Origin of the sequence: Ferribacterium limneticum, from assembly GCF_020510625.1 — a bacterium.
Taxonomy (GTDB): Bacteria; Pseudomonadota; Gammaproteobacteria; order Burkholderiales; family Rhodocyclaceae; genus Azonexus; species Azonexus limneticus_A.
In genome coordinates this window covers 526,256-547,889 of the sequence record NZ_CP075191.1, presented here as the reverse complement: position 1 = coordinate 547,889, position 21,634 = coordinate 526,256, and the positions used below count along the sequence as shown (strand labels likewise).

Below are 21,634 nucleotides of genomic sequence, written 5' to 3'. Positions count from 1 at the left end.
TTTTGGCTCAGGGCGTGCCGACAAACAGGAAAAGGTTGGAGACGCCGCTCGTTGAGTAGCCGAAGCCGACGTAGGCCATCCCGAGCGGGGTTTGTCCGCCGAGATAGATGGCCGCTGAATCGAGAATGCCGCTGCGGCTGGTTTCGGTATAACGCTTGCCCAGCTGCACCGCCTCGAACGCCAGACCCAGGCGCATGTCGCCGCGCAGGCCCAGCGGCAGATTGCCGATGATCCGCTCGGTGCGCAGGCCGGCATAGCGGACATCGTCGCCGATCAGCTGGTTCGGAGCAAAGGCCGTCATGTTCAGGAAACCGCCCAGTTGGGCAGCGTCGTACACCGGCAGCTCGCCGCGCGGCGAGGCGGTGTAGCGCAGCCGGGCATTGAAGACCGTGCCGCCCAGGGCGAAGGCCCCCTGCAGGTTGGCATCGGCCCGGGAGTAGTCAGCTTCCGGCGAATCGAAATAGGACAGTTGCGCCGCCCAGCCGCGGGTCGGGAAATGCATGCGGTCGAACTGGTCAAAGTCGAGGCCGATCTTCCAGCCGCCAAACGCCTGGTCAGCCTTGGGCAGTGTCGGCACCCCGATATCCGGATCGTAGTAGCGATGGCGCTGCACCCAGCCTAGGCGCACCGGGCCGAGCACGCCGATGTTGGCGCCGAGATAGGTGCCAAAGCCGCTTTCGGTGACCTTGTACTGGGCAATTCGCCGGTCGTCCTGATAAATGTTCAGTCTGCTTTGTTCGATGCCGGTCGTCGCTTCGACGAAGTAGCGCTGGCGGGCATCAAGCGGCTGATAAAAGCTGGCACCGAGACGGTTGGTCGAGCCGACATCGCCGGTCACGATCAATTCCCCGCCCAGGCGATTGAGCCAGGTCGAGTGATAGGCGGCGCGCAAGCCGAAGGAGGTGCCCTGGCTGTTGTCGGCCTGCAGGTTGATGCCGAAGCGCATGTAGTCCGGCCCCCAGCGCTTCTCCAGCGGCATGACGCGCAGGATGTTCTTGTCGCGCTGGGTCAGCACCGTGTAATCGACGCCTTCATACCAGCCGTCGCCGTACATGCGCAGCAGGTCGCTGTTGATCGCAGCGGGACGTATCGTTTGGCCGGGCTCGACATGCAGATGGCGCTCGATGACGGCCGGATTGACCCGGTTCAAGCCGGCAATCTGAATCTCGTCAATCCGCGGCGAGGTTTTGCGCCGGACCTCGATGCCTTGCCACCAGGCCAGGTAAGTCGCTTCATCGAGCGACAGGCGGGCCAGTTGGGACTGCATTGCTTCGGCCGCCTGCCGTCCAAGCTCGGCGGCCTCGCCATGCCGGCTGAAATCGCCCGCGGTAATCGGCCCGAGATCGGGCTTGATGTAGATGTCGCCATCGCGCAGCAGGGCCAGCGAACGGCTGACGTTCTGCTCGGTCAGGATGGCGATCATCTGCGCCGAGACAGTCAGCAAGGAACCGACTTCCTCGGCCTTGAGCAAGGGTGAACCGACGTTGACCGCAATGACCACATCGGCCCGGCAGCGCTCGCGCACTTCGGCAATCGGCAGGTTGTCCACCAGGCCGCCATCGACCAGCTTGCGGCCCTGATGGTCGACCGGAGCGAGCAGGCCGGGCACCGACATGCTGGCGCGCATGGCCTGAGTCAGGGGGCCATCGCGAAAGACCACGCGTTCACCGGTACCGATATCGGTCGCCACAACCGACAAGGGCAGCGGCAGATCCTCGATATTGCGCTCGCCCTGATTGGCCCGCACCAACTGGTTGAAGAAGAGTTTGATCTTCTGGCCGCTGACCATACCGGACTGATACTTGACCCCATCGGCCATGACGCCGCTTTCCGAGCCGGGCAGGAAGCGCCGGGCCATCTGCTTGTTGCGATGGCTCAGTTCGGCGTATTCCGGATCGTCGATGAACATGTCGCCCCAATCGGCTGCCGCCAGGCTTTCGCGCATTGTCGCCGGCGCCATGCCAGCCGCCCAGGTGCCCGCAACCAGCGCCCCCATGCTGGTCCCGGCGACGCAATCGACCGGAATGCGCAACTTCTCCAGCGCTTCCAGGACGCCGATATGGGCCGCCCCGCGCGCTCCGCCGCCACCAAGAACGAGGCCGATACGAGGCCGGGCTGCATCCGCAGCAAGGACGGCGGTCGTCGACAACAGGGCAATAATCAGCAGGCGGGAGAGGAGACGGGGAGGCGACATGATTTTTCCAAACGTAAAAAAACCCTGCCGAAGCAGGGCTTTTCGTTGAAGCGTTGGCGGATTACTTGGTGCCGATGACTTCGATGTCGACGCGACGATCCGGCTGCAGGCAGTCGATCAGGGCCTTGGTCTTGGCATTGCCCTTGCACTTGTCGCCGGTAACCGGCTGCTTCTCGCCCTTGCCTTCGGTGTAAACACGGTTGGCTTCGATGCCCTTGGCAACCAGGTATTCCTTGACGGCGGCAGCGCGCTTCTCGGACAGCTTCTGGTTGTAGGCGTCGCCACCGATACGGTCGGTGTGGCCAACGGCCAGGATCACTTCGAGCTTGATGGCCTTGGCCTTGGAGACCAGTTCGTCGAGCTTCTGCTTGCCAGCCGGACGCAGGACAGCCTTGTTGAAGTCGAACAGGGCGTCAGCGGCGACGGTGATCTTTTCACCGGACGGCTTCACACCGGCAGCAGCGGGAGCCTTGGCGGCGCCAGCGGGATCCTTCGGAGCACAGGCTTCCTTCGGCAGCAGGTCCTTGTCGCACTCGCAACCGGCCTTGTCGGCAGCGGCAGCGGCCGGGGTCCAGTAGCCATCGCGCCAGCACAGGCCGAAGCCGCTCTTGGCGACGACGTCACGCTGGTCGATCAGGTAAACGCGCTCTTGCGCTACAGCAGAGAAGCCGATGCCGGCCAGCAGGGCCAGTACCAGAGATTTTTTGACGATATTCATTTTTCAGCAGTCCCGGTAATTAATTAGGATGGATGGATCAATTCAAACACCCCTCGATTCTATTACGAATAGTCACACTTCAACCACTTGTCACACACAGCTGCCGGACTTTATCTCAAGTAACATGCGTCGTCCGACGCTTTGGCCGTCGCACCCTGGCTCCGACAAAATGATCAATCAACTGCGTGCCGTTCTTGACTGGTTTCTCGGCAAACCGAAGCTTCCCGGCGATCCGATTGCCGACGCCCTTGAGCGCTATCGCGATGCCGACGCCGACACCCTGGAGCTGACTCGCCGACTGGTCGCCGTGCTGCGCCCGCAGAATCGGCGCGACCTGGCGGCATCGGAACGTTTCCAGGCCATGCTCGACCGGCTTGAAGCCGACGATGGTCTGCGCACGGCCTTCCGTGGCCATATCGTGCATTTCATTGCCACCCGCCGGCTGGTCACTTTTTTCACCGAGAGCGGCGTTCTGCCCGGCACCGGCTTTTTCTCCGAATGGTGGCGCATCCTGGGCAGCCGGCTGTTGCCGGAAGTGCCCGACGAGCGGCGACTCAAGGACTGCCTGCACGTCATCTACGACCGGGCCAGCGATTGGCGCTGGCTGGAACACATCCCGGCCGAATCCTCCCAGCGCTTCTGGGAACTGATCGCGCCGGACGAGGAATTGCGCAACATCGACTGGCGCGGCATCCAGGAGCAGATGCTCGATGCCGTGCTGCTGCTTGCCCACCGGGTCAGCGGCTTGGGCGTCGAAAGTGAGCTGATGCGCGCCTCGCCCAATTTCGACGACGACACGCCGCGTTTCGTCGCCCTGTCAGCCGAGGCACTCGATTTCGTCAATGCCTTCCGCGCCGCGCTGAACGAGCCCGAGCAAACGCCGGATGACGGCAGCCAGTTGCTGGTCATCGCCGATCAGTGCCAGGACACCCTGCAACGCATTCGCAAGCGGGCGCTGACGGTGGGCACCAGCCTGCATCTTTCCTACCTGCTGACGCGCAGCGAGCAAAGCCTGGAACGCCTGCGCGACCTGGCCGCCATCCTGACCGCCGGCCAACAATCGAGCACCCGGGATGAAGCGGTCCAGGCCTGGGCCGAGTTCGCCCACGCCGCCTTCCTGGCCGAAAACCGCCGCAACAGCCTGCGTTTCTACCTGGCCCAGCTGTCGCACCTGCTGGCCGTTCGGGTGACCGAGAACGCAGCGCGCTCCGGCGAGCATTACATCTGCGAAAGCCCCGCCGACTATGGCCGGATGTGGCGCTCAGCAGCCGGCGCCGGGGTGCTGATCGGCCTGATGGCGCTGCTCAAGATCAAGGCTGCCGCGCTGCATGCCCCGTTGTTCGGCGAAGCCTTCATGTACAGCATGATCTACGGACTGGGCTTCGTCATCATCTTCCTGCTCGGCATGACCGTCGCCACCAAGCAGCCGGCCATGACAGCCCAGACGCTGGCGAGCCTGCTCGGCGACCTCAAGCTGAGCCGCAGCGCCGATCTCGAACGCCTGGTCGACGTCATCACCGCGGTCAGCCGCAGCCAGCTGGCCGCCATTGGTGGCAATGTCATGGTCGCCCTGCCGGTCGCCATCGCGGTCGGCTTCGGCCTGGGTTTCCTGGTCGATTTGCCGCCAATCACCGTCGACAAGGGCGCCCACCTGATCGCCGATCTCGACCCGCTGTCCTGGGCCCTGCCCCACGCCGCCATCGCCGGTTTCTACCTTTTCCTGTCCGGCCTGATCACCGGCTACTTCGACAACCGTGCCGCCTACGCCGACATCGGCCCGCGCCTGGCCCGCCTGCGCTGGCTGCGGGCGCTGTTCGGCCAGGAACGGGCCGGCCGCATCGGTGCCTACATCCAGGAACGGCTGGGCGGCATCATGGGTAACTTCCTGTTCGGCTGCATGCTCGGCTCGACCGGCGTCATCGGCACCATCCTCGGCCTGCCGCTCGATATCCGTCACATCGCCTTCGCCTCGGCCAACCTTGGCTACGCCCTGGTCGGCTTCCAGTTCGCCCTGCCGCTCAAGGCCATCGCCTGGGCCGCCTTCGGCATCGCGGCCATCGGCTTCACCAACCTGGCCGTCAGCTTCACGCTGGCCCTGCGCACCGCCATGCGCGCCCGCGGCGTCCAGTTCGAACATGGCGGCCCCTTGCTCAAGGCGCTCTGGCACCGCCTCCGCCAGCAACCCCGCAGTTTTTTCCTGCCGCCCCGCCAAATCAGCGCCGACGCGTAAAATGACGGGGTGATCGTCCGCCGTCTGCCTCTCCTGTTGCTGCTCTGCCTGTCCCAGCCGCTGGCGGCAGGCGAGTTTGACCTGCAGGCGCCGGATGAGATCACCGGCTTGCTCGCCCCCTATCTGCCGGACGAGGTGGGCAGCCCGGGAAAGCTGCAGGGCTTGCTCAGCGAAATTCTCGCCACCGAGGGTTATTTCTCGCCGGTCTTCGAATTTGCCGAGCAGGGCGACGGGCTCAAGCTGACCCTCGATCCCGGCCGGCGCACCACCATCCACAGCCTTGATCTGCGGATCGATGGCCCGGTCGAGGCCGGCGCCCGGCAAGAACTGATTGACGGCTGGGCCCTGCCGGTCGGCCAGCCTTTCCGCCAGGACGACTGGAACACGGCCAAGCAGCAGATTCTTTCCCGCCTGCTCGCCGTCGAACACGCCGATGCCCGCTTGCTCGACAGCGAGGCGAGCATCGATACGGCAGCCCACCGGGCCGACCTGCGCGCCCACTACGAGGCCGGTCCGCGCTATCGTTTCGGCCCCTTGCGCGTCGAGGGCCTGCAGAACTATTCGCCCGACCTGATCGCACGCTATAACCGCATCGTGCAGCCCGGCCAGCCCTATCGCGAGGACAAGCTGAACGCCCTGCAGACGACGCTGCAATCGACGCCGTACTTCGCCTCGGTGCAGACACTGCTTGACCGGGAAGCTGCTGAAATGGACGCTGACGGCAACGCCACCGCGCCTGTCCTGGTCCGCGTCCGCGAACGTTCGCCCCACCGCGTTTCCTTCGGCGCCGGCGCCAGCTCCAACACCGGCGCCCGGGTCGAATTCAATTACCACACGCCCAATCTATTCGGCCAGGCCTGGGAACTGGACACGGGCTTGCGTCTGGAGCAGAAGCGGCAGACCGCCTATGCCGACGTTTTCCTGCCGCCCGACGAGCGCAACCGCCGGCACAGCGTTGGTGTGATGGCCGAAGCGACCGACATCCAGAACCTGAAGACCGAGCGTTACGCCTTTGGCGCCCAAACCATCCAGCAGCGCGGCAGTGTCGAACAGCGGCTGTCGCTCAACTGGCAGAACGAACAACGCGAGCCGGATGGCGCCTCGCCGGTAACCAGCCGGGCGCTGGTGCCCAACGGCATGTGGACCTGGCGTCACGTCGACAGCCTGATCGAACCGCGAAACGGCACTGTCCTGCAGGGGCAGATCGGCGGCGGTTCGAAAGCTGCCCTCTCGGACCAGAATTTTGTTCGGTTCCATGCCCGCTTCCAGCATTTCATCCCGCTCGGTCGCGTCGATACGCTGACCCTGCGCGGGGAGATCGGCTACACGCTGGCCGATTCGCGGCAACGCATCCCGCAGGACTACCTGTTCCGCACCGGTGGCGCCGGCTCGGTGCGTGGTTACGCCTACCAGAGCCTGGGCATCAAGGAAGGCAACGCGACGGTGGGCGGCCGCTACCTCGGCATCGCCAGCGCCGAACTGACGCACTGGCTGGATGAGGACTGGGGCTTTGCCGCCTTCATCGATGCCGGCGATGCGGTCGATTCGCTGCAGGATATCCGCCTCGCCATCGGCTACGGCCTCGGCGCCCGCTGGCGCAGCCCGGCCGGACCGATCGGCGTCGATCTCGCCTATGGCGAACGGACCCGCCAGGTGCAACTGCACTTCTCGCTGGCCATTCCGTTCTGACATGCTGCGCCGCCTCCTTTTCCTCGCCAGCATCGCCATCATTGGCACCGCCGGCTGGCTGACGAGCAGCGAAAGTGGCCTGCAAACGGTGGCCCGACTGGCTGAAAGCGCCAGCGGCCAACAGTTGCAGCTTGAACAGGCCAGCGGCCGGCTCAGCGGCCCGCTGACCCTCGGTCGCCTGCACTGGCAAAGCGCCAGCCTGGAAATCGAAGCGACGCAGATTCATCTCGACTGGTCGCCCTCGGCGCTGTTGCGCGGCAGGCTGCAGATTGCCGAACTCTCCGTCGGCCATCTGCATATCGCCAGCCAGCCCAGCGACAGCCCAAGCGTCGTCCCGACCGATCTAAGCCTGCCGCTGGCCGTCGAGGTGCAAAAACTGGCCATTGGCACGCTCTCCTACGGCGAGGCGTTCACGGCCACCGATCTCGCCGCCCGCCTGAGCAGCGACGGCCGCCAGCACCGCCTCGAAGACTTTCATGTCCAGACCGCCGGTGTCACAGCCAGCGCGCGCGCCACGCTGGATGGCGCCGCCCCATTCGCCCTCGACGCCAGCGCCGAGATGGCTGGCCGGCTCGATGAACGCGCCCTGGCCATGACCGCCACGGCACGCGGCCAACTCGATCGAATCAGCCTCGCCGCGGTGGCCAGTGAAGGCATTGCCGGTCACGCCGAAATTGTGCTGACGCCCTTTGCCGACGCGGCCTTCGCCAGCGCCCGCATCCTGCTCGAAGATTTTGACCCCGCCACCTGGCTGACCGGTGCGCTGCAAGCCCGGCTCAGCATCACGGCCGATGTCCAGCCGCAAGGCGCCGGCATCATCGGCAGCTTCGGCCTGACCAACCTTCAGCCCGGCCCGCTCGACCGCCAGCGCCTGCCGCTGAACACCCTGGCCGGCACGGTGGACTGGCAGGGCAACACGGCCCGTTTCGCCAGCCTGCATGCCGCGCTGCCCGGCAACGGCGAACTCGATGGCAGCGGCGAATGGCAGGATGGCAGGCTCAAACTGGCGCTGAATGCCAGCCGCCTGGATGCCTCCCGAATCGCCTCGATGCTGCGCCCGACCCGCCTGAACGGGCCGCTGGCCACGACGCTGGGGGCCAAACGCCAGGATTTGAAAATGGCGCTGAAAGACAACACCTTCAGCCTGCTTGCCGAAGCCAGCCACGCCGACGGGCGAATCGAACTGCCCCAACTGCAACTGGCGGCCGGCGACGCCCGCCTGAATGCACACGGCGAACTCGATCTGGCCAACCCGCGACGCTTTACCGCCGAAGGCGAACTGCTGCGCTTCGACCCCAGCCGTTTCACCACGCTGCCAGGCGCCCGGATCAACGCCAGTTTCAAGGCCAGGGGCCAACTGGCGCCGCAGCCGGTCGTCGATGCCAGCTTCACGCTGCAGGACAGCCGCCTGGCCGGTCAGCCCCTGTCCGGGCAAGGCCAGATCCGGGTCGACTGGCCGCGCATACCTCTGGCCGACATCCAGATCGCCGCCGGCGCCAACCGGCTGACGGCCCACGGCGCCTACGGCCAGCCCGGCGACCTGCTGAGCCTGGCGGTCGATGCGCCGCAACTCGCACCCTATGGGCTTGAAGGCGGCCTCAGCGGCCGCTTCGAGCTGACTGGCGGGGCCCAAGGACCGAGACTCACCGGCACGCTGAATGCCGCCCGACTCGGCCTGCCCGGCGCCTTCCGTCTCAACGATCTGAGCCTGAAGAGCGAGGGCGGCAGCGAGGCCGCCTCACCGCTGGCCCTTGACATCAATATCGCCAGCATCGACACGCCGGACCAGCCCGGCCTGGTCAAGGCGCTCCGCGTCCAGGGCAGCGGCACCAACCAGTCGCACCACCTGAATGCCAGCGCCGAACTCGCCGGCAAGAATCGACTGACGCTCGCCGCCGACGGCGGCCTGTCCGCTGACCAGAGCGCCTGGCAAGGCAGCCTGCTGGAGGCTCGCCTGAGCAGTCCTGATCAATCCCGCAATTTCCGCCTCAGCGCCCCCGCCCCCATCAGGCTCGCCACGACCGACTGGAACGTCGGCCCGGTCCGCCTGGCGGGCGACCCGCTCGACTGGCAAGCCACCCTGCAGGCCAGCGCCGATGCCCGGCGGCTGCAGGCCAGCCTCCATGCCCGCGGCAGCCGGATCGGGCTGGTCGATGGCGAGTTGAACGCAGCGCTGCACGACGCCTGGTCGCTCGACCGGCAAGCCCGCTGGCAGGGGCGACTGAACAGCGACATCGCCGATCTTGGCTGGCTGGCCGAACTGATTGGCGAAGGCTGGCAGAGCGAAGGGCGCCTGACCGGCGAACTGCTCCTGGCCGGCACGCCGGCGGCCCCGCTGAGCAGCGGCCGCTTCCGGGGCGAAAAGCTGGCCCTGCGCCTACCGGGACAGGGCCTGAACCTGGCGCGTGGCGAACTCGACATCGACCTGCGCGACAACCTGCTGCGCATCAACCGGCTCGGCTTCGACAGTCTGCTCCAGCCACTCCCCCGTCCGCTGCGGGTCGAGGCCCGCGACGATCTGGCCGGACTGACCAAACAACCCGGCCGCCTCGAAGTAACCGGCCAGATGCGCGTCGACCAAGCCCAGGCCCAGGACAGCGCCTTTCTCGATTTCCGCCTCGACCGGCTCGGCGCCTACCAGTCGCCGGACCAGTGGGTTGCCGTCTCCGGCGATGGCCGGCTGACCTGGCAGGATGGCACGCTGGGCGCCCAGGGCAAGCTGGCGGTCGATGCCGGTTACTGGCAACTCGCCCCCGGCGGCACGCCCCGCCTGTCCGACGACGTCATCGTCAAGCGGCCCGGCAGCGACAAGGCTGCGGCCAATCTGCGCCCCAAACTCAATCTCGACATCAGCACCGATCTCGGCCGCAACTTCCTGTTCAACGGGGCCGGCCTTTCCAGCCGACTGGTCGGCGACATCCGGATCACCGCCCATGGCCGCGACCTGCCGCGGGCCAGCGGCACGATCCGCACGCGCGGCGGCCGTTTCGATGCCTATGGCCAGAAGCTGGAAATCGAACGTGGCATCCTGAACTTCAACGGCCTGCTGGAAAATCCCGGGCTGGATGTCCGGGCTGTACGCAAGGGGCTGGCGGTCGAACCTGGCGTGCAGATCAGCGGCACGGCGCAGCGGCCGGTGGTCAGGCTGGTCTCCGATCCGGAACTGCCGGATGCCGAGAAGCTCGCCTGGCTGGTGCTCGGCCATGGTCCCGAGCAGATGGGGGCCGGCGATGCAACGCTGCTCTTTTCGGCCGCCGGCGGGCTGCTCGGCAACGATTCCGGGAATGTCATCCAGCAACTGAAGAAGACTTTCGGCTTCGACGAATTCGGCGTGCGTCAGGGCCGGATCGGCGATACCGGGGGCCGGCAGCAGATCAGCCGGGTCGCCGGCGGCAACAGTGTCGACACCTCAAGCACGACCGGCCAGCAGATTCTCAGTGTCGGCAAGCGTCTGTCGTCCAACGCCCTGCTCTCCTACGAACAGACACTGGGCCGGGCGGAAGGCATCGTGAAGCTGACCGTCAACCTGACCCGCCAGATCGCCGTGATCGGCCGGGCCGGCAGCGACAATGCGCTGGACATCTTCTACACGCTGAGCTTCGGACGGGAAGCGCCAACCGACAAGGCGCGCCCTCCGCCGGGGCAAAAACCTTAAGGCCGGGGGCGCTCGCGGCCCAGCCATTTATCGAGCATCTGCTGCAACTGGTCGTGATTGATCGGCTTGGCGAGAAAATCGTCCATCCCGGCCGCTGTGCACCGCTCGTAATCCTCGGCAAAGGCCCCGGCCGTCAGTGCCACAATCGGCAAGCGAGGCTGGCCATTGGCCTTTTCCCAGGCGCGGATTCGGCGCGTTGCTTCAAGGCCATCCATGACCGGCATCTGCACATCCATCAGGACAAGAACCGGCCGCTCAGCGGCGGTAGCCGCCTGTACCGCCTCCAGACCGTCCGTCACTGCGGCAGTCTCGATTCCCTGCTTGGTCAACATGGCCTGGGCGACTTTCAGGTTCACCTTGTTGTCATCCACCACCAGAATCCGCCCCAGCCATTCGCTCGCGGTCGCGCCCGGCGAATCGGCAGCAGCAACCCGGGCAAGGTCGCGGCATTCCTCGCCGGCGCCAATCACCTCGGCCCGAATGCGGAACCAGAAGCGCGCCCCCTGGCCGGACTCGCTCTCGACCCCGACTTCGCCCCCCATCATTTCGGCCAGCCGGCGCACGATCGACAAACCAAGGCCGGTGCCGCCGTATTCCCGGGTCGTCGAACTGTCGGCCTGAGAGAAAGGCTGGAACAGGAGCGACTGTTTATCCGGGGGGATGCCGATACCGCTGTCCCAAACAGAAAACTCCAGCACGGCCTGCCCGCCGTCGCGCCTGACTTCGCGAGCTTCAATCCGGACGAATCCCTGGCTGGTGAATTTGACGGCATTGCTGACCAGGTTGGCCAGCATCTGGCGCAGGCGAATCGAATCGGCCCGGTAACGAGCCCCCGCCGAGCCCTGCCAGCCTGAATCGATTGCGATGCCTTTCTCCCGCACCACCCCGGTAAACAGGGTCACCGTTTCCCGGACAAGCTGTGCCGGATCGAAGGCCACCGCGGAGAGCTCGAGCTTGCCTGCCTCGATCTTGGAAAAGTCGAGAATATCGTTGAGCAGCGTCAGCAGGGTCTGCCCGGAATTGAGAATGGTCCGGGCGTACTCGTTGCCCTCCTCCTTCGACAAGTCCGGCAAGAGCAGCAGTTGCGCCATGCCCAGAATGCCGTTCATCGGCGTCCGTATTTCATGCGACATGATCGCCAGGAAGTTGCTCTTGGCGGCGTTGGCGGCCTCGGCGGCCTCCTTGGCGGCATAGACGGCGGTAATGTCGATGCGGAAACCGACGATGAACCCTTCCGGCGTCTTGCGCTCGCGAATTCTCAGCCAGCGACCGTTGTCCAGCGGCTGGATCAGGTCGGTATTGCCGCTGCGATGCGCCGCCAGGCGCTCGGCCACCCAGGCATCGACCCGGCCGATTGCCGCCTTGTACTGGCCACGTTCGGCCCCGGTCCGAATGATTTCCTCGAACGATTTGCCGGGCACCAGCAGATCCGCCGAACTCGGGTAATAGGCTCGATACTGCTCGTTGCAGTAGGCCAGCCGGTCGTTCTGGTCGTAGATAACGAAAGCCTCGCCGATGGTATCGACCGCCGAGCGCAGCATGGCCTGGCTGTCCTGCAGGCGCTTTTCCATGTCAGCCCGCAATGCCAGGGCCCGGAAGAGGAGCTGGAACAAAACGACAATGGCCAGGCTGATCCCGGTCGCGATGGCAATAATGAACAGCCGGTGCGTGCGATAGGGCGCCAGGATGCTGTCAACGGAATGACCGACGACAAAGCTCAGCCCGTATTCCGGCATGCGGTAAAAACCATAGATGCGTTCAACCCCGTCAATTTGCGCCCGGCGGGTAAAGTTGCCGGAGAGCGGTGCCAGCGGCTGCAGGTACGGCGTTCCGCTGAGCTGCTTGCCCATGGCCGCATCGTTGCCCGGGTGGCGAGCCATGATCTCGCCACTGTCGGCGACGATCGTGATCACGGCATCCGGCGCCAGTTTCTCGCGGAATGCGGCGAAGCTGTCCGGGCTGACCGAAACGACCAGCACCCCCTTGAAACCGTCCTTGGTGATGATCGGCCGGGTGAACTGGATCGACCATTTGCCGGAAACCTTGCCCTTCAGCGGCTTGCTGATGAACAAGCGGTCACGGCGATCGAGATGAACCCGGAAATGTTCGCGCTGGCTGAGATCGAGCCGTTCCTTCGGGGCGCCGAGATTGGAATAGGCCAGCCAGCCATGCTCGTCGATCACCGCTACCTGAAAGGCAATATCCGCCATGTAATCCTGGCGACGCTGGACGGCCGAGGCAAAACTGCCGGGGTCGCCATCCCAGCGGGTCCGCAGATCGAGCAGGATTTCATTCAGGCGCTTGACCAGGGACAGGGTGTTTTCGGCGAAGGCCTGCGCCTGGAACTCGGTCGAGTGCTCGACATCACGTAAATCGCCCACCTGGCGACGATCCAGTTCATAGAAAGTCATCAGCCAGATAAATGCCAGGCAAGCGATCAGGACCAGCCAGAAACGGGTCCGGAGAGAAGATCTTTCGTTCATTGCAGGGGTAAATTCAGCCACCGGGGGTCCTGTCGGTCATCGCTTCTGTCAGGCCGACCCAGAGGGCCCGGCTAGCTGAGCAGGATTCAAGCGCAAGATATTTGCGCCCGATTATCACCAATATCAGGCCGGGCAGCCATCACCCGGGCGGCAATCTTCAGTGTCGCCCCGCAGCCAGCCTGGTCCGGACGGCGACAATCAGGTCGTCGACGTAGGTGAAGACGAGCGATTTGTACACTAGCCGAAATAGATAAAAGCCGGCAATTCGGCTATCCGATGTAACAAAAATGTTGCAGTGAACATGTTAGAAACAGGGCCAAGTTTCTTTCCGCTAGAACAAATCCATCTGGACTCTCAGGTCATGCAAAACAATTCCACTGTTGACGAGGCGATTCGACTCCACCGAGCCGGCCAACTCGAAGAAGCCGATCGTCTTTATCTATCGGCCATGAGTGCTTCGCCACCTGATGCTGACATCCTCCACATGGCCGGATATTGCAGGATGCAGCTTGGTGACATGGAAGGGGCGATTTGCCTGCTGGCCTCCGCCGCTGACTTGAGCACGGCGAATGCCGATCTGTTGAACACGCTGGGCGGTGCCTATCGCTCTACCGGCAAGCTGGATCTGGCTTTACTCACCTTTGAACGGGCGATCGCCGCCGACAAAAAACATTCTGCTGCCTTCAACAATCTGGGCCTGACGCAGAGGGAATTGGGCCGCCCGGAAGAGGCGCTGAGCAGCTTTGAACAGGCCATTTCGCTAAATTCAGCCTATGCGATTGGCTACTGCAATCGAGGTGCGGTGCTCAGAGAGCTCGCCCGCCCCCTTGATGCCATCGCCAGCCTTCGCAAGGCACTGGCCATCAACCCAAAACTGATCGACGCCCACGTCTATCTGGGCAATGCTTTGGCCGACCAGGAGCGCTTTGAAGAAGCCCTGGCCTCCTATCGAACAGCAACGGCGCTGGCACCCGGGCAAGGTTCGGCCTACAAGGCTCTGGCGAAACTGTTCATCCGATTGAACATGCTTGAGGAAGCCTGCACCACGCTCGAAAGGCTTGCTGCTATCGACCCCAAGGACAGCGAGTGCCTGATTGACCTGGGAACAGTCAGACGGAACCTTTATCGCACCAGCGAAGCCGTGGATGCATTCGACAAGGCGCTGGCAATCGAACCCGATTCCCCGCTGGCCATCAATAACCGTGCCATCGCCTTGCTCGACCAGAACTGTCTCGAGCCTGCGCTCGGGGCGCTGAATCACGCAATCAACCTGGATCCCGATTTTGCCGATGCGCACTGGAACGCGGGACTGGCCAACCTCCTGGCCGGTCGCCTCGATATTGGCTGGGAGAAATTCGAATGGCGAAAGAAACAAAAAAACTCGCTGCTATCGAACCGCAATTACGACCAACCCGAATGGCTTGGCAATTTCGATATTCGAGAAAAAAATCTCCTGGTTTACTGGGAGCAAGGGCTCGGCGACACGCTCCAGTTTTGCCGTTATGCAAAACTGCTGGCAGAAACCGGGGCCAAGGTAGTCCTGCTCGTCCAGCCGCCTCTGAAGAAATTGCTGAGCAGCCTGCCCTATCAGGTTCAGATCATTGCTGAAGACGAGCCTTTGCCCGAATTCGACGCGCACTGCGCCATGATGAGCCTGCCGCACGCGTTCCGGACGGAACTCTCTTCAATCCCGGCGGAGGTTCCGTATTTGTCGGCTGATCGCGAATTGCAAACGCTCTGGAAAAAACGCCTGGGTGACTCGGATAAACTCAGGGTCGGACTGGCCTGGTCGGGAGATCCACGCAAGCACCAGCATTCAGCCAATCGTGTCGATCGCGTTCGCAGCATGCCTTTCGAGATGCTGATGCCGCTCCTCGATCTGCCGGAGATTGACTTCATCAGTCTGCAAAAAGGTGACGGAGCGGTACAGCAACTCCGTTCTCACCCGCGCCGGGAGGCTGTTATCGACTGGACCGACGAATTGCACGACTTTGCCGATACCGCGGCCCTGGTAGCCAACCTCGATCTCGTGATTGCCGTGGATACGTCCATCGTCCATTTGGCCGGGGCCCTGGGAAAACCGGTCTGGGTCTTGAACCGCTTCAACACCTGCTGGCGCTGGTTGCTGGAACGAAGCGACAGCCCGTGGTACCCGTCCGCCCGGATTTTCCGCCAGTCCTCGCTGGGCAGGTGGGATGAGCTTATCCAGTCGGTTACCTCGGAACTCAAAGAACTGGCCAGCCGACCTCGAGTTCAATGAGTCGCTGAGCCATAGAACCGGCGCACCCAAGTGATCAGGTCGTCCACGTAGGTAAAAACGACCGGAATGACCAGCAAACTGAGGAAGGTCGAGGTGATCAGGCCACCGATGACGACGATGGACATCGGCGCCCGGAAGCTGGGATCAACGCCGATACCGAGCGCGATCGGCATCATGCCGGCGCCCATTGCCACGGTGGTCATGACGATAGGCCTTGCCCGCTTGCGGCAGGCGTCGAGCAGCGCGCTCCAGCGATCCAGCCCATGCTCGCGGCGCGCCAGGACGACGTAATCGATGAGCAGGATGGAGTTCTTGGTGGCGATGCCCATCAGCATGATCAGGCCGATCATCGACGGCATCGAGATTGCTTTCTGGGTGATGAACAAGGCCAGGAAGGCGCCGGGCACCGAGAGGATCAGCGCGGCGAGGATGGTCACCGGCTGGACGAAATCCTTGAAGAGCAGGACCAGCACGATATAGATGCAGAGCACGCCGGTGGCCATGGCCAGCGCAAAACTCGTGAACAGCTCGCCCATCGCCTCGGCATCGCCAACCGTGGTCTGGATGACGCCGGGCGGCAGGTTGGCCAGGCTGGGCAACTTGAGCGCCGTGGCCTCGACTTCGCCGAGCGGCTGGCCGTTCAGCTCGATTTCGAAATTGATGTTGCGCAGGCGGTCGTAGCGGTCGATTTCGGCCGGGCCGCCGGCAATGCTGATCGAGGCGACATTGGCCAGCATGACCGGGCCGTGTTTGCCGGGCACGCTCAGGCGCTCGAGCAGCGCGAGGTCGGTGCGGGCGGCAGGCGGCAGCTTGACGACGATGGGCACCTGCCTTTGCGCCAGGTTGAGCTTGGCGAGGCCCTGGTCGTAATCGCCGGCCGTGGCGATGCGCAGCGTGTCGGCAATGGCGGCCGAAGTGACGCCAAGATCGGCCATCCGGGCGAAATCCGGGCGGATGACCAGTTCCGGACGGACCAGGCTGGCCGTGCTGGTGATGTTGCCGAGGCCGGGAATGCCGCGCAGTTCGCGCTCGACGATGCGGGCATGTTCGGACAGTAGCGGGCCATTTTCACTGGCCAGCACCAGGATGTATTTCTCATTGCCCGAGGCCAGGCCAACCTTGACCTGGACGCCGGGAATGGCCGTCAGCGCCTCGCGCAACTCGCTTTCAATCTGCTGCTTGCTGGTCCCCGAACGCTCGCCGCGTGGCGTCAGGTTCAGCGTCAGCGTCGCCTTGCGCACCTCGGCTGCCCCGGCCGGCGCGAAGGGATCGCTGCCCGCCTTGCCGCCGCCCACCGCCGTGTAAACCAGCTTCACATGCGGATTGGCTTCGGCCATGGCCCGCGCCTGCTCGGCGGCGGCCAGCGTTTCCTGGAAGGTGGCACCCGGTGGCAAGGACAGGTAGATCTGCGTCTGCGACAGGTCGTCCGGCGGCATGAAGCCCTTGGGCAACAGCGGCACCAGCATAAAAGAACCGACGAAGAAAACGGCGGCAGCAAGCAGGGTGATGATGCGATGGTGCAGGCACCAGGCCGCCCAGCCTTCGTAAAGCTTCAGCCAACCCGGCGTCGGTTCGCTGTGGTCGACCGGCTTCAGAATGTAGGCGGCCATCATCGGCGTCAGCATGCGGGCGACGACCAGCGAGAAGAAGACGGCAATCGCCGCCGTCCACCCGAACTGGACAAAGAACTTGCCGGCCACGCCGCTCATGAAGGCAGTCGGCAGGAAGACGGCAATCAGCGTGAAGGTGGTGGCGATGACCGCCAGGCCGATCTCGTCGGCGGCTTCCATGGCCGCCTGATACGGCGTCTTGCCCATGCGCAGGTGGCGCATGATGTTTTCGATTTCGACGATGGCGTCATCGACCAGAATGCCGACGACCAGCGACATCGAGAGCAGGGTCACGACATTGAGCGTGAAGCCCATCAGGTACATCACCGCGAAGGTCGGGATCGCCGACAGGGGCAGCGCGGCAGCCGAAACGAAGGTCGCCCGGCCATCGCGCAAGAAGAGCCAGACGACCAGCACGGCGAGCAGCGCGCCTTCGATCAGCAGCTTCATCGAGCCATCGTAGTTTTCGATGACCGGATCGACGAAATTGAAAGCCTCGGTGATCTCGATGTCCGGGTGCTCCGCCTGCAGCTTGGCGAGGGATAACTTGACGTTGTCGGCCACCTCGACCTCGCCCGCGCCCTTGCTGCGCGTGATCTCGAAGCCGACCACCGGCTTGCCGTTGAGCAGCGCCGTCGTGCGCTGTTCGCCGACGGTATCGGTGACGCTGGCCACCTGATCGAGCCGGAGATGCCGGCCATCGCTCAGCACGATGTCCATGGCACCCAGTTCATCGGCGCTCTTCACCGTGGCGATGGTGCGCACCGACTGCTCGATGCCGCCCACGTCGGAACGGCCACCTGAGGCCTCCTGCTGAATCTGTCGCAACTGCCGCGAGATATCCGCCGCCGTGGCGCGCAGCGCCAGCAGCTTGGCCGGATCGAGTTCGATGCGGATTTCCCGCGTCACGCCACCGACCCGCGACACGGCACCGACGCCGCGCGCCGACAGCAGCGCCTTGGTCACTGTGTTATCGACGAACCACGACAGGGCCTCGTCGTCCATGCGACTGGAGGCGACCGTATAGGTCAGGATCGGGGCGCCGGACAGGTTGACCTTGCTGATCACCGGGTCGCGCAGATCGCCCGGCAGGTCGGCCCTGATCCGCGACACCGCATCGCGGACATCGTCGACCGCTTCCTGCGTCGGCTTTTCCAGCCGGAACTCGACGGTCACGATGGCCGTGCCGTCCTGCACCTTGGTGTAGATGTGCTTGATGCCCTGCAGCGTCGCCACCGAATTTTCGATCTTGCGCGCCACCTCGGTTTCCATCTGGGCCGGCGCGGCGCCGGGCAGGCTGGCCGTGACCGTCACCGTCGGCAGGTCGATGTCCATGAACTGCTGGATTTTCATCGCCTTGAAGGCCATCACCCCGGCCAGCGTCAGCATGATGAAGAGCAGAATCGCCGGCGTCGGATTCCGGATCGACCAGGACGAAACGTTCATTGCGTGTTACCCGTCACGATCTTGACGGCATCGCCATCGGCCAGGAAGCCGGCACCGGACTCAACCACCCGCGCCTCGGCCGCCAGTCCCGAAACCACCTCAAGGCGATCGCCACTCCGCCGGCCGAGCAGCACCTTGGTCTGCGCCACTCTATCCTCGCCTTCGAGCCGGAAGACGTAGGCAAAACCTTCACGCAGCACTACCGCCGATTGCGGCAAGGCCAGCGCCGGGCTTTGCGCCAGCTCGAATTCGCCGCGCGCGAACATGCCGGCGCGGATGGCACTCGACACCGGCAAATCAACATAGACCAGCCCGTTGCGGGTTTGCGGATCGACACTGGGCGCCACCGCCCGCACCGTTCCCTTGACGCTTTCACCGCTCGGCGCGGTCAGCCTCGCCACCACCCCGGCCTTGACCTTGCCCAGCTCGGATGACTGCACTTCGGCCCGCCACTCCAGCCGGCCGCCGCGGATCAGCCGGAACAACTCCTGCCCCGCCTGGGTCAGCGAACCGACGGTGGCGCTGAGTGCCGAGATCACCCCATCGTCGGGGGCCAGCACGCCGGTCTTGTCCATCCGCAGCCCTGCGGCCTGCAAACGGGCGCGTGCAGCGGCAAGGCGGGCCTGCGCCGTGTGTTCGGCAGTCTGGTATTGGGTGTTCAGTTGCGAGCTGTAGAAGCCTTTTTCCTTCAGCTCCTTCGCCCGTTCGGCATTGCCCTTCGCCTCGGTGGCACTGGCTTCGAGTTCGGCCACCGACGCCTTGGCCTCGGCCAGTTCGCTGGCCACGGTATCGCTGGAAATGCGGGCCAGCACCTGGCCTTTCTTGACGACATCACCCACCTGGACACGGACTTCGGTAATCCGGTAATTGGCGATTTCGGCACCGATCACCGCTTCCTGCCAGGCCACGACATTGCCGTTGGCCGGTAGCACCAGCGGCCAGTTCTCTGTCTTGGGTGCAGTCAGGCGCACGGTCAGCGCCGGCCGGCTTGCCGCCGGGGCCTTGGCGGATTCTGACGGCTTGGGCGCCTCGGCGCGCATGAGGAATGCGGCACCGACCACAAGCACGGCCAGGACCAGCGCAATACGGGTTTTCCGCCCGGCTAGGGCTCCCGACCAATTCATTTTCATGCCAAAACCTGTGTCTACCAACGTAATCCGGCAATGATACCTTGCTCAACCGTCATGTCATTGCCGTAGTGAGCGCCCGGTTAGCAGAGGAGATTGAGGCCCGAACGGGGCTTCCTCCTAACTCGCCAGCTCCCCTCGGGCCTGATCGGCCGTCTCGAAGAGCTTGGGCGAGATATCCCGCTTTTCCAGCGCCTCGCCCAGCTTCATGCGCAGGAAAGTGCTCGAGGTATAGCGGGTGACATCGTGGTAATGGCGCTCAACCACGCCCTTGACCATCGCGATGTAGTCGTCGATCAGCTCGGGCAGAATGCTGAAGCGGTCGTAATTGACGATGGCGTTGACCTTGTGGCCGATCGGCTGCAAGGCTGCCTCCACCGCTGCTTCGATGCGCCGGATGTCATCGCCACTGCGCACATTCAGGCCGGAAAAATCAAGGAAGAACAGGTTTTGCGCGGCATCATGGCTGAGACGCTCGGCCAGCGGCACTTCCAGCAGTTCCGGGCGAATCCCCATCGGCTCGGGGCGGAAAATGCGCTCGTCCATCAGCGCCGGTTCACCGTCGATGATCGGACGGAAAGCCATGTGGTCGAGAATATCGCTCTGCAGATCGATCCCCGGGGCTATTTCGGTCAATTGCAGGCCGTTGGCGGTCAGGCGGAAGACACAGCGCTCGGTGATGTAGATCACTTCCTTGCCTCGCCGGGCTGCTTCCGGACCGCTGAAGGTGCGATGCTCGACCTCCTCCACGAACTTGACCGATTTGCCGTCCTCAAGAATTTTCAGCTTGCCGGCATCGAGCACCACATCGAGATTGCCCGCCGTAAAAGTGCCGACAAAAACGACCTTCTTGGCGTTCTGCGAAATGTCGATGAAGCCGCCCGACCCGGCGAGTCGCGGACCGAACTTGGAGACATTGAGGTTGCCCTGCTGGTCGGCCTGGGCCAGTCCGAGGAAAGCGATGTCCAGCCCGCCGCCCTGATAGAAATCGAACTGGCTGGGCTGATCGATGATCGCCTGGGTGTTGGTCGCCGCACCGAAATTCAGCCCGCCGGCCGGCACACCGCCGATGACGCCCGGTTCGGCGGTCAGCGTCAGCAGATCGATGATGTGTTCTTCAGCCGCCACGTTGGCGACGCCTTCCGGCATCCCGATGCCGAGATTGACGATGGCGTTGGCCTTGAGCTCCATGGCCGCCCGACGGGCGATGATCTTGCGCTCGCTCATGGCCATCGCCGGGATGGCCGACATCGGTACCTTGATCTCGCCCGAAAAGGCCGGGCTGTAAGGCTCAATGAAAGTCTGCATGTGGTACTCCGGCTTTTCGGCGACCACGACGCAATCAACCAGGATGCCAGGAATTTTCACCTGCCGCGGATTCAGGGTGCCGCGCTCGGCAATACGCTCAACCTGGGCGATGACGATGCCGCCCGAATTGCGTGCTGCCATGGCGATGGCCTGCGCTTCCAGCGTCAGCGCCTCTTTCTCCATGGTGATGTTGCCATCCGGGTCCGCCGTCGTGCCGCGAATGATGCCGACGTGAATCGGGAAGGCCTTGTAGAACAGGTAGTCCTCGCCGTCGATTTCCATGCGGCGGACGATATCCAGCGTGGTCTTTTCATTCAGTTTGCCACCACCGAACAGCGGATCGACAAAAGTGCCCATTCCGACGCGGGTGATCGTCCCCGGCTTGCCGGCAGCGATATCGCGGAACAAGTGAGTGATCACTCCCTGCGGCAGGTTGTAGGCCTCGATACGGTTCGAGACAGCCAGTTCCTGCAGCTTCGGGACCAGCCCCCAGTGACCGCCGATCACCTTGGCGACCAGCCCATCGTGACCAAGATGATTCAAGCCGCGCTCCTTGCCATCGCCCTGGCCGGCGGCGTAAACCAGCGTCAGATTGCGCGGTGAGCCGATACCGTGCAGGTCGGCCTCCCGGCTTTCAAGGAAACGCTGCTCCAAAGCCACGGCGATATTTTCGGCAAAGCCGATGCCGACAAAACCGCCGGTCGCCACCGTATCGCCATCGCGAATCAGCCGAACCGCATTGCGGGCGGAAACCACCTTTCCGGTATCGGAACCCGGCAGCGAGGCAGCAATGGGATGAGCGGGGACAGGCATGAAGACTCCAGATACTTGGTTGGCGTTCAATGACGCATGCTTGGCCAAAAGCAGAAAAAAATCCAGCCTCACGAAGGAGGCTGAGGATTCAGTTTTCCCTG

10 protein-coding genes are annotated in these 21,634 nt (G+C 64.0%); 4 read left to right on the top strand and 6 right to left on the bottom strand.

The features are described from left to right. Positions 1 to 7: 7 nt before the first annotated feature. Positions 8 to 2,194 carry a patatin-like phospholipase family protein gene (locus KI617_RS02570; RefSeq protein ID WP_226450332.1) on the bottom strand — a complete coding sequence of 729 codons (2,187 nt, stop codon included), beginning with the start codon at positions 2,192 to 2,194 and terminating at the stop codon, positions 8 to 10. A 61-nt stretch (positions 2,195 to 2,255) separates the two neighbouring features. Next, entirely contained in the window at positions 2,256 to 2,912 is a 657-nt protein-coding gene (locus KI617_RS02565) for an OmpA family protein (protein WP_226450330.1), read from the bottom strand. A gap of 169 nt (positions 2,913 to 3,081) precedes the next feature. On the opposite strand from KI617_RS02565, the gene KI617_RS02560 reads away from it, so the two are divergent. Genes KI617_RS02560 through KI617_RS02550 form a run of 3 tightly spaced genes read left to right on the top strand, consistent with a single transcriptional unit; the run spans position 3,082 to position 10,486 of the window. After that, on the top strand, positions 3,082 to 5,142 hold the full coding sequence (locus KI617_RS02560) for a site-specific recombinase (protein WP_226450328.1): 2,061 nt from the start codon (positions 3,082 to 3,084) through the stop codon (positions 5,140 to 5,142). Between the two features lie 9 nt (positions 5,143 to 5,151). Beyond that, positions 5,152 to 6,831, top strand: a complete 1,680-nt coding sequence (locus KI617_RS02555) for an autotransporter assembly complex protein TamA (protein ID WP_226450326.1) — start codon at positions 5,152 to 5,154, stop codon at positions 6,829 to 6,831. A 1-nt stretch (position 6,832) separates the two neighbouring features. Beyond that, on the top strand, positions 6,833 to 10,486 hold the full coding sequence (locus KI617_RS02550; RefSeq protein ID WP_226450324.1) for a translocation/assembly module TamB domain-containing protein: 3,654 nt from the start codon (positions 6,833 to 6,835) through the stop codon (positions 10,484 to 10,486). Here the strand turns inward: KI617_RS02550 and KI617_RS02545 are convergent. Further along, positions 10,483 to 12,969, bottom strand: a complete 2,487-nt coding sequence (locus KI617_RS02545; protein ID WP_226450322.1) for an ATP-binding protein — start codon at positions 12,967 to 12,969, stop codon at positions 10,483 to 10,485. The genes KI617_RS02550 and KI617_RS02545 overlap by 4 nt on opposite strands. A gap of 361 nt (positions 12,970 to 13,330) precedes the next feature. Between KI617_RS02545 and KI617_RS02540 the strand changes: the two genes are divergently transcribed. Continuing rightward, positions 13,331 to 15,229: a tetratricopeptide repeat protein gene (locus KI617_RS02540; RefSeq protein ID WP_226450320.1), complete on the top strand. Its 1,899-nt coding sequence runs from the start codon at positions 13,331 to 13,333 to the stop codon at positions 15,227 to 15,229. Here the strand turns inward: KI617_RS02540 and KI617_RS02535 are convergent. The 3 genes from KI617_RS02535 to KI617_RS02525 form a co-directional block, all read right to left on the bottom strand. Then, on the bottom strand, positions 15,223 to 18,285 hold the full coding sequence (locus KI617_RS02535; protein ID WP_226450318.1) for an efflux RND transporter permease subunit: 3,063 nt from the start codon (positions 18,283 to 18,285) through the stop codon (positions 15,223 to 15,225). The genes KI617_RS02540 and KI617_RS02535 overlap by 7 nt on opposite strands. Further along, entirely contained in the window at positions 18,282 to 19,415 is a 1,134-nt protein-coding gene (locus KI617_RS02530; RefSeq protein WP_226450316.1) for an efflux RND transporter periplasmic adaptor subunit, read from the bottom strand. The genes KI617_RS02535 and KI617_RS02530 overlap by 4 nt, the downstream gene beginning before the upstream one ends. A gap of 117 nt (positions 19,416 to 19,532) precedes the next feature. Continuing rightward, complete coding sequence (locus tag KI617_RS02525) at positions 19,533 to 21,533, bottom strand: acyl CoA:acetate/3-ketoacid CoA transferase (RefSeq protein ID WP_226450314.1); 2,001 nt, start codon at positions 21,531 to 21,533, stop codon at positions 19,533 to 19,535. Positions 21,534 to 21,634: the final 101 nt, after the last annotated feature.

What these genes read in the sequence shown, in the direction of transcription:
- KI617_RS02570 (WP_226450332.1), bottom strand. Translation starts at nt 2,194, where the DNA reads ATGTCGCCTCCCCGTCTCCTCTCCCGCCTGCTGATTATTGCCCTGTTG.
- KI617_RS02565 (WP_226450330.1), bottom strand. Translation starts at nt 2,912, where the DNA reads ATGAATATCGTCAAAAAATCTCTGGTACTGGCCCTGCTGGCCGGCATC.
- KI617_RS02560 (WP_226450328.1), top strand. Translation starts at nt 3,082, where the DNA reads ATGATCAATCAACTGCGTGCCGTTCTTGACTGGTTTCTCGGCAAACCG.
- KI617_RS02550 (WP_226450324.1), top strand. Translation starts at nt 6,833, where the DNA reads ATGCTGCGCCGCCTCCTTTTCCTCGCCAGCATCGCCATCATTGGCACC.
- KI617_RS02545 (WP_226450322.1), bottom strand. Translation starts at nt 12,969, where the DNA reads ATGAACGAAAGATCTTCTCTCCGGACCCGTTTCTGGCTGGTCCTGATC.
- KI617_RS02540 (WP_226450320.1), top strand. Translation starts at nt 13,331, where the DNA reads ATGCAAAACAATTCCACTGTTGACGAGGCGATTCGACTCCACCGAGCC.
- KI617_RS02535 (WP_226450318.1), bottom strand. Translation starts at nt 18,285, where the DNA reads ATGAACGTTTCGTCCTGGTCGATCCGGAATCCGACGCCGGCGATTCTG.
- KI617_RS02530 (WP_226450316.1), bottom strand. Translation starts at nt 19,415, where the DNA reads ATGAAAATGAATTGGTCGGGAGCCCTAGCCGGGCGGAAAACCCGTATT.
- KI617_RS02525 (WP_226450314.1), bottom strand. Translation starts at nt 21,533, where the DNA reads ATGCCTGTCCCCGCTCATCCCATTGCTGCCTCGCTGCCGGGTTCCGAT.